This is a genomic window from Malonomonas rubra DSM 5091, assembly GCF_900142125.1.
Taxonomy (GTDB): Bacteria; Desulfobacterota; Desulfuromonadia; order Desulfuromonadales; family Geopsychrobacteraceae; genus Malonomonas; species Malonomonas rubra.
Map to the genome: position 1 here is coordinate 20,295 of NZ_FQZT01000011.1, position 16,185 is coordinate 36,479.

General features: G+C 53.0%; 9 protein-coding genes. 2 read left to right on the forward strand and 7 right to left on the reverse strand.

Annotation, left to right across the window (positions count from 1 at the left end):
- The 7 genes from BUB13_RS13640 to BUB13_RS13670 all read right to left on the reverse strand — a co-directional run bounded on the left by BUB13_RS13640 (position 1) and on the right by BUB13_RS13670 (position 10,176).
- Positions 1–813, reverse strand: coding sequence for a hypothetical protein (locus tag BUB13_RS13640; protein WP_072909328.1), 813 nt, complete (start codon positions 811–813; stop codon positions 1–3).
- Between the two features lie 63 nt (positions 814–876).
- Positions 877–3,438, reverse strand: coding sequence for an amino acid permease (locus tag BUB13_RS13645; RefSeq protein WP_072909329.1), 2,562 nt, complete (start codon positions 3,436–3,438; stop codon positions 877–879).
- A gap of 60 nt (positions 3,439–3,498) precedes the next feature.
- Positions 3,499–4,629 carry a phospholipase A gene (locus BUB13_RS13650; protein ID WP_161947655.1) on the reverse strand — a complete coding sequence of 377 codons (1,131 nt, stop codon included), beginning with the start codon at positions 4,627–4,629 and terminating at the stop codon, positions 3,499–3,501.
- A gap of 216 nt (positions 4,630–4,845) precedes the next feature.
- A complete protein-coding gene (locus BUB13_RS13655) occupies positions 4,846–5,907 on the reverse strand; it encodes a mechanosensitive ion channel family protein (protein ID WP_072909331.1) in 1,062 nt (353 codons plus the stop codon).
- Positions 5,908–5,963: 56 nt separating this feature from the next.
- The gene (locus BUB13_RS13660) at positions 5,964–6,830 is read right to left on the reverse strand and encodes a mechanosensitive ion channel family protein (protein WP_072909332.1); all 867 of its coding nucleotides are present in this window, start codon (positions 6,828–6,830) and stop codon (positions 5,964–5,966) included.
- Between the two features lie 38 nt (positions 6,831–6,868).
- Positions 6,869–9,130: a mechanosensitive ion channel domain-containing protein gene (locus BUB13_RS13665; RefSeq protein WP_072909333.1), complete on the reverse strand. Its 2,262-nt coding sequence runs from the start codon at positions 9,128–9,130 to the stop codon at positions 6,869–6,871.
- Positions 9,131–9,291: 161 nt separating this feature from the next.
- Positions 9,292–10,176, reverse strand: coding sequence for an LOG family protein (locus BUB13_RS13670; protein WP_072909334.1), 885 nt, complete (start codon positions 10,174–10,176; stop codon positions 9,292–9,294).
- A gap of 192 nt (positions 10,177–10,368) precedes the next feature.
- Here BUB13_RS13670 and BUB13_RS13675 point away from each other — a divergent pair, with 192 nt between their 5' ends.
- Positions 10,369–12,114: an autotransporter assembly complex protein TamA gene (locus tag BUB13_RS13675; protein WP_161947656.1), complete on the forward strand. Its 1,746-nt coding sequence runs from the start codon at positions 10,369–10,371 to the stop codon at positions 12,112–12,114.
- Positions 12,111–15,998, forward strand: coding sequence for a translocation/assembly module TamB domain-containing protein (locus tag BUB13_RS13680; RefSeq protein WP_072909336.1), 3,888 nt, complete (start codon positions 12,111–12,113; stop codon positions 15,996–15,998). The genes BUB13_RS13675 and BUB13_RS13680 overlap by 4 nt, the downstream gene beginning before the upstream one ends.
- The last annotated feature ends 187 nt before the right edge of the window (positions 15,999–16,185 follow it).

Here is a 16,185-nt window from a genome sequence, read left to right on the forward strand (position 1 = left end):
TCAGCTGAACAGGGTGCTGAAGGTGTTCAGCAACATATTGCGTTCTTTTTTCTCCCGCGCCTTGCAGATTTTTTTCGCTTTGGCGTAAGGGGTGAGTGGGCTGTCAGAAAAAGAAACCTTGGCCATATCGGTGTCATCGTCGTTCAGCAGAGTGATCGCTTCAGTCCATAAGCCGCCTTGATCGGTATCAAACAGTGACAGGTAAGGAGTCGGTAAGCTGAACTGAGTCAGCAGCAGCGGTTTTTCAGCCTGGTTTTTGATTCTGACCGGAGAAATCGCCCGGTGTGGGCGCTGGGGTAGATCGCTCAAATAGAGTCGCCCCTGGGTGGTGCTGGCGTAGCAGAGCTCGCCGGCAAGGGTTGATGATCCGAACCAGGTGTCGGAGGGACGAATGATTGGCACCTCCTGCAAATCGATCTTGGCTTTATGGACCGTCACGGCAAACCACAGCGGGGTGCTGACATAAATATCAATTTGCTGCTTCGGCTGGATGTTGAGTGGTTTGGCGGTTTTGACGATGATTGCCCGGTCCGCCAGTCTAGGTGATATTGAAAACTGGTTTTCCGTGCTGCTGAAAATGTGCCGCTGAACATCCCCAGATTCCAGATCAAGGTCCCTATTTTTCTCTATCTGCCAGACTTCGTGGTCAGCGATAGTTTCAGTTGTTTTTTGATGCCAGATCAACCACTCTTTTTCCCGGCGCAGCACCTGGAGAGAAAAGGAACCTATTGTCCAACGTAACGACTCATTGACCGGCAGCGGAAAGTCTCCCCACCAGTTAACAGGCTGTAACATAATATTATCATTTGCCATAAACATCTCTCTTAGAGAGCAGAAACAGCCCACTCAAGGCGGTCCTGGTCTCCCCTTCTATTCTTAGTCCATTTTTCCCTCTGGCGAAGAGGCCCCCAGGCGATGTTCCTCACGCAGTCTCTCGACCCGCAGCTTTTCATGTTCGACTTTGACTTCAGCTTTTGCCGAATGCCGGGTCATCTTATCTAGCTGTGACCTCAACTGGTGTAATTCGGCATGAATGTTTGCCAAAGTCTGGTTGTCAGACTCTTCACTGGCAGCAAGCATTTTCTCCAGGCTTGCTTCGATCAGCTGGTTTTGTTCCTGAACCTCTTTGTCCGCCTTCTGCAGACGAGACCGTGCCGCAGTGAGGGCGTCCTCAGCCTCGGCCAGCAACCCGGCTACCCCCTCTTCCGGTTCGGCATCAAGGTCAATTTCCTGTGCAGCCACAACCAGTGCGACCAAAGGTAGCTGTTGCAACAGTCGCTCAACCATCCCCCCCTCGCTATCGACGATCTGACCGCCTTTGAGATGCAACGGCAACAACACCAAGCTGGCGTCCGCCGAATTTTGTACCACCGTCGCGGCACGACAATCATCGGCAACATCTATGACTGCCTCGATGCGAGCTAGTTCCAGCTCTTTCTTTAATGTTTCCTGCGTTGCTTCCCGATCATCATTCTGAACCGGCGTCACTACACGTAGTTGAGCCTGCTGCCAATATTCTGTACGGGTTAGCAAATGTCCCAACAACAGCATCAGTGATCCGCTATTCCCTGACTGATACCAGACATCAACCCGACGGCTTTCAGCAGCCAGTGCGTCAATATGGCTCCATTCATCATCCTGCCCGTCCAGCACAACTAAATTATAGCCGAGCCGTAATGCTGCCCGAAGGTTACGGCCGAAGTTATTCCGTTGTTCGCTGAAAAACTGCTGAGAATAGGAACTGTGGAAATTCAGCAGCAATGTATTAGCTTTTAGTGGGCCAAAGCCAAACGCTTGCAACAGCAACGGGTTGCCGATTTCAAAAGTGGTCGCAGCAACAACCAACGGAAAAGCAGGAACGCCGCTGTCCACAATATCCTTGTAAAGCTCGTTTTCCGCCTCGTGCTTTTTCAGGCTCCGCTGTGCACCTCTGCCCTCGACAACTCGCACCAAGGTGGTCAATCCGCTCTTGCCGACGAGCCAATTTGAAAACATCAGCAGACGTTTCCGACGCTCTCGACTGTCACTGTAGGCCAGAATCTGTGGCCGCCAATCTCGCGGGTGCTCAGGTTCCCTGGATATCTTCAGTAAATTCTCCCGAACCTGCTGTAGATGATATGAACGGCGACTGTCGGCCCAACGACTCTGCGGAACTGTGTGCTGCAGATACTGATAGAGGATAAACAGCACCGCGACTGCCAGCGCTCCCGATTTCCAGTCAATTGCCAGCATCGCCGCAAGGCAGACCAGAGCCCCGGCCAGACTGGCGTGCTGGTTAAACCATTTGAACCGGGGTCGGAACGACGGACTGGCGGCACGCGCTTCAAAATAGGTTGCATAGTTGAGCAGCCCGTAAGAGATCAGGAAGAACATAGCAACAACCCCGGCGATCAGATTAAGATCACCGAGAGCCACAGTAGCGACAGCGATAACTCCGGCCAGCAGTACGGCGCGTTGGGGGTTGTTCTGTGGTCCCGCCCCTTTTGCAAAAAAGTTCAAGAACGGAAAAATCTTGTCACTGGCAAGAGATTGTAGAATACGCGGAGCGCCGAGAAAGGATGCCATTGCTGAAGAAAGGGTAGCCGCAAACACCCCGACTGAAATCAACAAAGAAATAAAGGCAACGCGGTTCATTGCCAGATAATCAACGGTGAGCGCTTCCTGGGGCAGGTTGCCAGCAAAAATAAAAGCCGCGGCAAAGTAGACCAGTATTGACACGCCGACGGCCAGGAAAGTCCCAAGAGGCAGGCTTTTACCAGGTTCTTCCAGGTCGCCGGACATACTTACTCCCTGGGTAAAACCGGTTACCGCTGGGAAAAAGACTGCAAATAGTACCCAGAACCCAGGGCTGTCTGCTGCTGGAGTCCAATTTTGATTCAGCAGATGTGAATTCCAACTTTGTAGGCCGCCAACAAAAAACGACAACAGAGCAAGGCCGAGAATCACCATGACCACGTACTGAAAGCGGGTTGCCCAGTCCGCCCCTTTCCATGCCAATATAAAAAGACCCGAAATCGCTAGCAGGGCAATCAGTTGCGCCGCTACGTGTGAAGCGCCGAACAAGCCCGCCACGACTTCGCCGAAACCCATGCAGTAAAATCCTATCGAGACCGCCTGGGCGAGAAATAGTACCAATCCGAGGGCACCACCAAATTCCAAACCAAGAGTCCGGGAGATCAGGTAATAATCTCCGCCCCCCCTGACTGTCAGGTTAGTCGCGATGGCGGACAGGGAAATGCTGGTCAAAACTGAGATCGAATTTGCGATGAACAAGATTAGCAGGGCTTGCCACAGTCCGGCCGCACCAACCACATAGCCGAGCCGCATAAACAGAATTATTCCGAGAATAGTTAAAATGCTTGGAGTAAAAACTCCAGCGAAAGTCCCCAGTTTTTTTGCCGGTTGTCCTTTCTCCAAGCCTTCCTGGGTGTTCTGCATTATTCCCTCCCTAACACTGACAACACGCGCCATCTCTTCTCATTTTCTTCCACCAAACGATTAACGTACAAACGAAAATCCGAGTCGCAAAGATTCGGAGCGATCACGATAGCTGATCAGACTTTCCGCGAGAGCGTTGCTGTATTGTATATGTAAAAACATATCGAAATTACTTTTCAGCAGTTTGGAGATTGGGTAGGTCAGATCGGTCTGTAGCGATGTGCCTTTTGCTGCGAAGCGCAGTTGAGTTGTCGATACTAGTCCAGTCGCCTGCCCAAACTTGATTTCAAATTCGCTGTAGCCACGGTACTCTGCCAGATCCGGGTTGGTCGCATCGTCGTTATTAAAATAGGTCAGCAGCTTAGGGCTGAGCTGTAAGCCCAAGGCAGAGCCTGGATGATAGAACACCAGGATCGGTTTAAGGTAAGCCGTGTTTGTGCTCCGAGAAAACCCTTCCCCTCGACCATTCGATTCATGTTGGACACCCGCCTGGAAAAATAGCCCCTGCAGCCAGCGTGGGCGGTTCTTCCAGTTGCTCGATAGCAGGAACAGTTCCGGTTTGTAACTGGTGTCTTCGAACGGTTCTGAGTCGGAGGCAAGATCCCAGAATGAAGTTTGAGTGTAAGCGAAGTGTAAACCACGCAGCCAAGGAAAAGCTTGCGACAATGAACCGGAAGGGTTGAAAAGTCGGTACTTGAAGCTTATCTGAAACTTGCTCTTTGCCGGATCGGTGCCAACCAGAAAATACATTGGTTCATAAGCGGAAAAGTTGACCACGTACGGCTGATAGAGGCTGAACAGGCTCTCCAGGGTTGGGTAGTATTCCGGCGCCGCAGCATGGTCCGGCTCGGCTTCAGTTTTCTGCGCAACCGGCTGAGCCGCAACGGTATTGAGTAATAGAGTCGATTCCGGATGCCCCAGCAGGAAAATCTCGACCGGCCCGGCAAAGCTTGCCGGCACTTCCAGGCTGTAGTCCTTGACAGTAAATTGTCCCGGTGCAATGTCGGTCGGAGTGCTCTCCCCGGTTTCGACGGCGGTTACCAGGGTGGCGTTCTCATCCGCAGACCGCAGACGCATCGACAGGTTCTCTGGCAGGGCTCCGCTAAAGCCGGTCTGAGCTTCGTTGTAGAAATAAACCTTCAGGGTCAGCGGTTCACCCGCCTGGATTCGCACTGCGGGAAACTTCAGCATCAGCGAAAGGGGGTCTTGGGCGGCCGCAGGCGGGGAAAAGTAGCAAAAAATCGCAACCAAGAGCATGACCAGTTTCAGAAAATTCGCGGAGGCTCCTCCTGTGCTGTTCAATAAATTTTTTATCGCTACAAAATATCTCTGCATCAAGGGGATCACCCTTTCTTTTTCTGCATCGGATGTGGTTTTTCCTGCGCTAGCGGAATCGGCTAGCCCGGGTTATTTATCTGCCTGTTTTTCGGCGGTTAATTCTTCAGATGCCTGGTCAATTCTGTCTTTGAGCATGGCGTGCTGCCGCTTCAATCTTTCCTCTTGCTGTTTCAGGTTGCCAGTGGGTTGGGTATCCTTCTTTTCGCTATTTCCTAGATCTTGCAGCCGGCTCTCAATTTCTACGAGGGCATCTTTCTGCTCTTCCAGAGTCTCGGCCTGCTCCGCCTTGTCGAAAATGATATCCTCCGGTTTGCTTTCAACCCTAGCGTCCGTACCCTCAACCAGGACCTTGGGGATGAAGGAGGCACTTTCGACGTTACGTGTATTCATGAAATTGGGGGAAACGATTTCGACCCCGGCGCAGTGGAGCGCATCGAGGACCTCGCCGTTTAGCCGCGAACGGGCCGACAGCAGCAACTTGACATCGGTGAGCAGTCCCTTGACTTGGTAGACCACGGAAAAATCACCCAATCTGACCAGGTAAACGAAGGGTTCTTCCAGTCCGGCAGCCTTCGCCGCCTGCAACAAGACCTCCTCTACCCGGCCCCTTGGCACATCGTAACCGAGGGAAACTTCGGTGGACACGATGGTGCCCGATTCTCTTGTCACTTTGACCGGATTGTTGGTGACGTAGAGGTTGGGGAGAGTGAGGAGGTCGCGGTCTTCAGTCTGAATTTCCAGGTGGAAAAGCCCCCGTCCCGAAACTCTGCCGAAGTATTTCTCTATGTAAACAAAATCTCCAATTTTAAAACTTCGCACATTGCGAAGCATGATTCCGGCCATTGCGTTACCGAGGAAGGTCGTTGCGCTAAGGGCAATAGTCGCGCTGAGAAGAATCCCGAGCAGACTCAGGATCTGGCCTCGCAAGTTGTCGCTGATTGGTAGCAGGACAACAGCAATGACAACCATCAGAAGCGTTATAATCAGCATGAAAAGTTGCTTTTGGAAACTTTTCTCCGGATGCCTTTGTATGAGTCGACCCAGCCCCCAGTTAAGAGCAATCAGGATGCCGGCCAGCAGCGCCACAACAACTAAAGGTCCAAGAAACCTAGCGAGTAATTCAAGATTCATAAATAGCAACCATCCAATGGGTAATTCGTTAACGAGCAGGGCCCAGGACTCTGAATTTAACTGTCATGGGTTATGCGAAAGGTTGACCCGGCTGACAAATTAAGGTTACTGGAACAATCAGAGCTGAAGGTAAACTTTTCGTTTTTAAGGGCTCTACAGCAGTTTTCAATAACGTGATTCTGTATTTCCAGTAAGGTCAAGCCTGGTTCGAAAGTATTCACCCAGAAATTTACCTGGAGTTCGACATACAGGGGTTGCAGGGCAGAAATCACCACAATGGCCCGAGGATCTTTTAACACTCCAACAGTATTATTGGTCGCAGCCAGTAATACGTCCACCGCCTCTCCGGGATCATCAGCATAATCGATGCCGACCACAAAACTTGGCCGGCGCAAACCATCCCGCGTGTAATTAAACAGGGGTGATTTAAAGATTTGCGCGCTGGGAATGAAAATATCGCACCCATCAGGGGTACGGATATGGACATGGCGCAATTCAATCGTCTTGACGTCTCCTTTCAGGCCTTCGGACTCAATATAATCACCAACCTCAAAGGATCGGCTGAAAGTCAGAAAAAACCCGGCAATAAAGTTCTCCCCGACCTCCCGAAAAGCAAAGCCAAAAACCACCGCGACCAGACCGCCGCCAGCCATCAAGCTCACTGCAACTGGACCCAACCCAAGAATATTAAGGGCCGGGATCACCCCGAGCAAACTGACCAGCCAGATGGTCAACTGTTTTACAAATTGAACAATGGTTTTCGATTTCGCACTGTGCAGTAGAACTCCAGCTACGCCCCTTGCCAACAACCGTCCAATCCAAATAAACAGAATCAAGACAAACAGTGACATGAGAATTTTTGGAGCGATTTCGATGACATCCTGCCATAATGCAATCAGATTTTCCGTCAAGATATCAATCATAAATTATCCCAACCCCTTCCTACCACCTCGCACACTTATCATTCGCTGCAATCTGTTGCTGATTTGAGAGGAAATATTTTATCGTCAGCCACAGGTTCAATTTTCAATAGGGCCGGCGGGGCGCCGCCTCCCTTATTCTCTCCAAAATAGACAGTTGTATGTGGGAATGGAATCTCAATGCCGAGTTCGTCGAAACGTTTTTTCATCCGCCGGTTAAACTCACGACCGACCCACCACTGTTTGATCGGAATGGTCTTTATCCGCGCCTTGATTATTATGGCCGAATCGGCAAACGCATCAACGCCGAGAACCTCTAGGGGGTCGAGGATATTTGGTCCATATTCTTCATCCAACTGCAGTTCTGCACCGAGATCACGCAATACCTGCATCACTTCGTCAAGGTTCTCCCGATAGGCGACTCCAACCTCCATGAGATAGTAGGAAAAATCCTTGGTCAGGTTGCTGACGATGTTAATCGCACTAAACGGGATGGTATGCACTGTGCCCGACAAATCGCGCAAGCGGACAGTACGAATCGAAACAGACTCAACCAATCCACCTTTGTCGCCAACATTGACGACATCCCCCACAGCAATCTGGTCTTCCAGTAGGATAAAAATTCCGGTAATCACATCCTGAACCAGTTTCTGAGAACCGAACCCGACCGCCAAGCCGAGCACCCCTGCTCCAGCGAGGAGTGGTGCGATTTCGACCCCAAGTTGTGCGAGCACCATCAGGGTAGTTACCACGATCAGCACGATAGCGAGGGCTTTTCTGGCCACGGCAAGCAGGGTTCTCGTACGGGCGCTGACTTCAGACTGCGTGCCCTGTTCTATTTTGTTCGCCAGCTGTCCCTCAATTAAACTACAGGCAATTGCCCAGATGACAAAGGCGACCAGAAGGATAGAAAAAACCGTTAAGAGGGTCCCACCAAGAATTCTCCCCGAGTCGCTGGACAACCAACCGAATGTATTCATCCCCCACGCTTGCAGGATTGCCAACAAACCGAGCAGATATATGATCACAATCAATGCTCTGAGCAGAGTCTGCAGGTAGCGATTTGATCGCTCTTCCAAACCAGGAAAACGGGACTGAAGATCTTCGTCAACCTTAACTCCCCGAGTAAACAAAAGCGTAAACGCACGTAGGAGCAGCCTGACGCATCCCAGGACCAGCAGGGTCAGGAAGGTTGCGCGAAACATAAAGAGGTAGCCACCCTCGGACTGAAGGGCCCAGACCCCGTAGAACAGAACGACATAAAATATCGCCGCAAGGTGCCAAATTCCGGTCAAACGATAGCGCACACCTGAATTTCGGATGACCGACTGATCATTTTTTTCAGCAGGCCAATACAGCAGATAACTTGCCACCCCATTGCGGTTTTGCAAGATCATGACGATGACAAGAAAAGCCACCAACAAGCCCAACAATCTTAATATTACTTGATAAAATAGCGACGGGAAGCCGAGAAGAAGCGCGGCCTGAAGAGAAAAATATCCATAAACAGAGACGTAGCACAGCCGCTTTCCCCAGATAACCAGGTAGTTGGAGGTTTCATCGCTGAGACCTGAAAAACGCAGTCCTGACGATAACGGGGCAAAGATGAAATATAAGATAACAACAATTGCGTGAACGATGATAAAGGCGTTGATCCAGGCCAGAGCGACTAGGCGCGTTAACTCTCGCGGGCCGACCAAACCGAGGGTCAGATACGCGGTCAGCGCAAAGACCAGGATAGGCAAACAATCGAGGACTAAAATGGCCAGCAACTGCATTAACTTTGCTAACCAATGCTCTCCTACCGATTTTGTTGCCGCGGAACGCTTGAATCGTATGAGTCCCCAAAGACTTAAAAGAAACGCCAGATAACCAAGACCGAGCGTCAGTGCGAGGTTGACCAGAACCTCTCCCCAAATTTGTCGGGCCTGTGGATCTGCTAGTTCGCTTTGAACCCAAGATATAACTTCAGGAAGATTGTTGATATTCCCGGTCAAGACGACAATGGACTCGGTGAGGGCTTTCAGTCGTTGGGAGATGCCAAGCAAGGTTTGACTTGCTGCACTTTTTACCTGACTTTCAGGGATGGACGGCTGTTGGGCCTGAAGCAATACGTTTAACTGCTGGATCAATTTTTCTCTAGCGACGGGATCATCCAGTGTTTTGATCACCGCTTCGATCTCCGTCGCGGGTATTTGCTCCTCTACAGGTGGTTCTTGAGCATAGGTCGCGCAGGCAAAGCAAAGAAACAACAGACATCCGAACGAGAATAACAGCAGCCCCTTGGTTTTATGGAAAGACATCTATTCCCCCGTTACGATCAGAATAATAGGTTTGCTTAAATTACTCCCCTCAAAACAACCGGAAAAAACCGGCTGGGGCATTTAATATTTCCTATTACCTCTTAAAATTAGCTTCAGCAATCGGAATCATTGCTGTGAAAAACATCTTGTTAATTGGAAAATCAATTGAGGCAAGACGTACTAATTATTTGGCAGGCCTCTTCAGCCGATTCAACAAAATGGAAAATCTCAAGGTCATTTTCAGAGATCATCCCTTCTTCGACCATTACCGGAAAATTAATAACCCGCTGCCAATAACTACGACCGAATAACAAAACTGGAATTTTTTTGACCTTCTTGGTCTGAATCAGGGTCAATGTTTCAAACAGTTCATCCAAGGTGCCAAATCCACCGGGAAATGCAACCAAAGCAACCGCTCGCATAAGAAAGTGCATTTTCCGAATGGCGAAATAGTGAAACTGAAAGCATAATTCAGGCGAGATGTAAGGGTTCGGTGCCTGTTCCATCGGCAGAACAATATTCAGACCGATTGACTTAGCTCCGGCTTCAGAGGCACCCCGATTTGCTGCCTCCATTATGCCTGGTCCGCCGCCGGTAATAACGACGCACTCCTTCTCACCGTTTTTCTTTGCGCAACTTGCCAGCATATGGCTGAATTGGCGCGCCTGCGTGTAATAATGCGAATACCGCTCGGCCATTTTAGCTTTAGCCAAACGACGCTGCAGTTCCGCATCATCCGGACGTTGTTCAGCTGCGTTTAGCGCCTTTTCGAGTTCTGCTTGCGCCATTTTCGGTTCAGGGATACGCGCACTGCCAAAGACAACGACAGTTCTTTCAATCCCTGCATCCTGCTGGATTATTTCTGGCTTAAGCAATTCCAGCTGCAAACGTACCGGCCGTAGCTCATCACTCATCATGAAATCGGCGTCGAGATAGGCCAGCCTGTACGCCACCGACTCGGTCTGCGAACTGCTGACGCAGAGCTCGGCGGCAGTTGCGTCCTGTTTGGCAGATGGGAAGGGGCCGGTCTTTTCACTCGCGGTCATCTGACCTCCTGAAAACAGATTTGCAAATAAAAAATTGAAAAATACCGGGGTTATGAAGCATTCATAGGTAGAGTACAATTCTAACCGACCGGCTCTGAAATGAAAGGCGCAAAAGCTTCCACAAAAAAATTTTCAGCTTGCTTTGCGGACGTTTTGCCGCATCATGGCTGGGTGATCTATACAAAGGGTGACATGAAACTACTGATCGTTATCTTTAGTCTCGTCTGCTTTTCGCTGTCACAAGCACAGGCAAAAGGCCTGTCTTTGATAATCGAAGCCGATCAGCCTGAGATACAGAAATTTCTGGAAACCGGCCTGACAGCGCCTGAAGTGCTGTCTACCGAGCAGCAGACAAACAAACGCTGGCTCCGATACTACCAGAAACAATTGCCTCAGCTGGTCGAGGACATCATGCAACCGCTGGGCTATTTCAACAGCAAAACCGGCTCGCAGATGACACACCCGAGCCCCGGCCAGCAGGTCCTCACTGTCCAGGTCAGCGCCGGTGAGCCGATCCGGATCAGCCAGCTCGATCTGAAAATGGCTGGGCCGGGAACGGGGGATGAAAAAGTTTTGACGCTGCTGCAGGCATTTCCGCTAAAACCGGACGATGTTCTGCGGCAGGATCTGTACGAGCAGGGCAAAGCTCTACTGATCGAAGATATCGTCGGACATGGTTTTCTCGATGCACACTTTACTGCCCACCAGATTCGGGTCCATCTTGAAGATTATCAGGCCGAGATCACTCTACACCTGGAAACCGGCCCGCGTTACACTTTCGGGCCGACCAGCTTCAGTAGCGATAGCAGCTATCCACAACGGTTTTTGTCCCGGTTCCTCAGCCATCGGGAAGGAGAAACGTTCTCCCACGAAAAACTCGGCAAGACCCAACTCAACCTGATCAACGCCGACCTTTTTCAGAAGGTCACCGTCTCTCCGCAGCGCGAGCAAGCGACTGCAGAACAGATCCCGATTTCAATCGACCTGCAACCGGCACCGCGGCACCAATGGCGGCCGGGTATCGGCTACGGCACCGACAGCGGCGCCAGGGTCAGCCTGCGGTACCGGGATCTGAACCTGTTCCGCAACGGCCACGAGCTAAAAGGAGACCTGCTGCTGGCGCAATATCAGCAATCGCTGGTCACCACCTACATCATCCCCGATCTCGATCGCCTCGACAGTCAAACCCAGCTGCGCGTCGGTTTTGACCGGGAAGAGAGTGATAGTTATCTGAGCCGAGAGCTGTTTAGCGAAGCTGAGTACCAGCGAGCACTCAGAAACCGCCTGCTCGGAGCCCTGTTTATCCGCTTGACCCAGGAATACTCAGAGATCGGCGGAGAGGAAACCCGCGCCCAGATGCTGCTGCCGGGAGTCCGTCTACAATGGCGCAGCCGGGAAAGTCAACAAGCCGGACAGCCCGGAGTGTATGTCAGTGTCGAACTCAAGGGGGCCCAGGACAGCCTGCTGTCCGACACCAGCCTGCTGCAGCTCAAGGCACAAGCGAGCAGCCGTTTCCCAATAAGCAAGACTCTGTTTGCGCTGATCCGGTTACAGGGGGGAACCACCTGGCACAATGACCCACTGCGCGAACTGCCTGCTTCGCTGCGATTTTTTGCCGGTGGCGACCGCAGCGTGCGCGGCTATGGCTACCAGGCACTCGGCCCAGAAGATACTGACGGCGACGTGGTCGGCGGTAAGCATCTGCTGGTCGGTAATTTTGAACTGGAACAGCGCCTGACGGAAAAGTGGGGCAGCGCAATCTTTTACGATCTTGGCAATGCCTTCAATTCTTTCGCCGACTACGACCTGGCGCAGGGCGCCGGCATCGGCGTTCGACGCTACACCCCGATCGGACCGATCCGCCTTGACCTGGCTCGTCAGATCGGGCAATCCAGACCGCGCTGGCGGCTGCACCTGAGCATAGGATTTGACTGGTGAAACTCTGGCGAGTAAGTATATTTTTATTTCTACTGCTCCTGCTGGGGCTCTGCAGTGGGCTCGGTTGGTTACTTTATACCGAATCCGGGGCCAACTGGCTGTTGCCCCGAATTGCTGCGGCCAGTGGCGGTCAACTCGCTTCCGTCGAGGGAACCCTGCTCGGCAAACTGCAGTTGCAAGGTCTGAAGATAGAGCAACCGACAACCACAATCTCCTGCGACAGCATAAAGCTGAACTCAGCCCTGAGCAGACTGTTTCCTCTGCGGCTTAAAATCGAACGCCTGAAGTTAACGGGGCTGTCTCTGAACAGCCAGCCCGCAGCGACACCCGCCCCCCCTCCAAAGGTGCGTTGGCCGAACATCCCCTGGTGGCTCGATCTGCTTGAAGTCGAGCTGCAACAATTAGAAATGAAGCAAAGTGTCTTCCAGCAGGCTGACAGACAGACCCAGATCGAACAATTTAGCGCCAGTGGTCACTGGAGAGACAAACAGCTGCAGGTAACGACACTCGAACTGAGCACCCCGGACATTGCGCTGGCCGGAAATATCCGTGCCTCCTTCGGCCGCGCTGCTCTACTGCTGGAGCTGCAGGCCGACAACCGGAAGCCGGAGCAGCCCTGGCAGCAGCTCCAACTCAAAGGCTCGCTGCAGGCAGATGATAATAGTTTGCTGAGCGGGCCGATCAGCGTCGCTCTCGCAGACCCTCAGGGGCCCTGGCTGGCTGCCAACGGTGAGTTTGCACTGAGCGCTGAACAGTTGCAGTTTCAGCATTTGCAGCTGCACAGTAAACGCCGCGCCGGCAGCCTGCTGCTCAGCGGTAAGCTGAACCTGGCATCGTCCGAAACCGGGCTAGTCAGTAAACTGCAACTGAACGAACTCGACCTGCAGCCGGAAGTCGGACAGCCGCTCAAGCTCTCCGGCGCGATCGAACTGAACGGCCAGTTGGAGAGTTATCGTGGCAACTTCACCCTCGCCAGCCGCGCAGAACCGCCGCTCACAGCGCAACTGTCCGGCAACTTCAGCGGCGACCGACAGCAAGTTAGCTTGAGTGAGCTGACAGGCGTCTGGCTGCAGGGACAACTGAATGGGCAGCTGCAGGCCGACTGGCAACAGGGCTGGCAGGTCAACGCGACGTTCAGCGGGCGTGAGCTTGACCCACAACAGATCCATGATCGCCTTTTGGGCAAACTGAACTTCAACCTGAACGCTGCGGTCGTCGACAACGGTCAAGGAGCGACCGGGCAGCTGTCTGTAACGCTGGATGAGAGCGTCCTTCAGAACCAGACATTGACCGGGCTGCTGGAGCTCAAGCTCAACCAGCGACAGCTGGAAATCAGCCGGCTCGACCTGCAGGGCAACGGCTTTGGGCTGCAGGGTCACGGCGCGTTGGCCGATCGTGTTCAGCTCTCCTGGCAGATAGATCAGCTTGACCAATTGATCTCCGGATTGCGTGGAAAAATACGCGGCACAGGCAAGTTGTCATTGGCTCCGGAAGGCGTCAACGCCGACTTTACCAGCCACGGTGAACAGCTGAGCTTCGATGACCTGACCCTCGCCAGCTGGCAGCTGCAAGGAAAAATGAGCGCCTCTGAACAGTTCGAGCTGGCCTTTTCCGGACACGAGCTGAAGAATTCTAAATCAGGCATCTCCCTCGATCAGCTGCAGTTAGCCGCCGATGGTAATCTTCAGAAGCACAGTATCGAACTCCACTGCGCGCAAACCGAAAGCAGCCTGAATGGGCAATTGACAGGCGGATGGGATGGACAAAAGTGGCAAGGGAACCTGACCCACCTGCGGCTCGAAGACTCACGCCTCGGTCGGTGGCAGACAAAATCACCGGTTACCCTGCTGCTGTCAGCGCAGCAACTGCAGTTCGGCACGCTGCAGTTCGCCGGCAGTGGTGGCGGCTCAATCCTGTTGCAGGGGAACTACCTGCCACCAGCACAGCAGGGAGAAGGTCAACTCGCCTGGCAGGGACTCGACCTTGGTTTGTTCAATCCGTGGTTGCCGGAAGTCGAGCTGAGCGGAACCAGCAACGGCAGCCTCACGCTGCAGCCTCGGCAGACCGGCCTGCAAGGGCAGGTTGACTGGCAAGGGGAGCTAAAGACCCGGCGCCAGACTTTCTCCTTTGTTCACGCCGGCTGGCAGAGTAAATGGACTGAACTGGGATTAGACAGCAATCTCAAATTTGAATTTTCAGATGGCGGCCGACTTGAAGCCGAGCTCAGCAGCGATGACCCCTTTGCCTTCCATCGACCGCACCGGCTCAAGTTTCAACTACGGGGAGAGAATTTGGCCCTGCAGCGCGTGCAACCCTGGCTGCTGCCGGGTCTGAACCTGACCGGAAAGCTCCGCCTGCAGAGCGACGGCCACTGGAGTGCTGAGCAACCGTGGCAACTCTCCGGGCTGGCCGAAATCAGCGCTGGGAAATGCTTTTGGCGGGAGGACGAGGAGATCATCAGTGCCGAGCTATCGACCGCGCAGTTGCGTTGGCACTGGCATCAACAGCTCAGCGGCAAGCTCGAACTGCAGCTCGAAGAGCGCGGTCAGATCGATGCCGAGATGACCCTGCCGATCTCGGCAAGCTGGCCGCTCACAAGCATGGCAGATCAGCCGCTCAGTGGCGAGTTGACTGCCCGCCTACAGGAACTGGGACTGTTCTCGATACTGTTTCCGGGTCAGCTGCAGGAAAGCAGCGGTCAACTGAAGGTTGACCTGCAATTGGGCGGGTTCTGGCAGCAGCCACAGCTGCAGGGGGATGTCCGATTGTTCGACGCCCAGGCCTACCTGCCGGGCCCAGGCATTCAACTGAATGATGTCGAGCTGTCTGGCCGCTTCGACCGGCAGCTCTTTTCGCTCGACAGTTTTCAGCTCCGCTCCGGCAACGGCTTAGTGTCCGGAAGGGGGAGTCTGCAGCTGGCAGAATGGAAGCCGCAACGCTATCAGCTGTCTCTGACCGGCAACGACTTTCAGCTGTTTAACCTCCCCGATCTGCAGGCCGATGTCAGCCCCGAGTTGACCATCGACGGCGATTTCAAGCAGGTCAACATAAAGGGAATCCTGCGGATTCCTCAGCTGTTCGTCAAGGGCCAACAGAAAACTGCTTTGGCCGAAAACAGCCCCGACCTGGTGGTCGTCGATGCTCCGGAAAAAAGGACCAAACCGCTGCGAATTCAGCCCCAGATCGATCTGCAACTGCTACTGGGAGAAAAGGTGCTGCTCAAAACCTCCGGCATTGATGCTCGCCTGGAGGGAGGGCTGCGGATGGAGTCAACGCCCCAGCAGATGCTGGCGGCGTTTGGGGAGATTCGTGTCGTCAAAGGCCGCTATGCCAGCTACGGCGTCAACCTCGACATCAGCCGTGGCAACTTGATTTTTAACGGCGGGCCGCTTAACCAACCGCTGCTCGACATTCTGGCACTGCGCACTGCCGGTGAGGTCAAGGCCGGGGTTCAGGTGTCTGGCACCCCGAAGCGGCCAGAGGTGAAGCTCTATTCTGAACCGATGCTGCCGGAAACCGACATCCTCTCCTACATCGTCCTCGGGCGACCGGTCGGTGCCCAGGGCAACCAGAGCAGTGTCTTGATGTCCGCCGCTGGCGCTCTCCTCTCACAGGGGGAGTCGGTCGTGTTGCAGGAGAAACTGAAAGGCACACTGGGGCTCGACGTGCTCGATATCAACGCCGGCAATGGCGACACCGAATCGTCGGTGATTACCACCGGTAAGTATTTGCGTCCCGACCTCTATGTCAGTTTCGGTTATTCGCTGTTCAACAACAGCAATGAGGTCAAGCTACGCTACACCCTTTCACCCCGCTGGGAGGTGGAGTCGAACTTCGGCAACGAGAGCGGCGCAGACCTATTTTACAAGATCGACATTCCTTAAGCGGAACAGTCTCTTTTCCTGAGCGACAAAATAAGGACATAGCAACTAAACAAAAGCGCTTGGCGCATCTGGAAGCGATCCTTGACAATTAAACAACAAATGCAAAACTTCAGATTGAAGTTTAGAAATAAAGCATCTGTTTACTAACGCAGACCGAAAATCATGTTAGCAAAGCGACAGACATTTG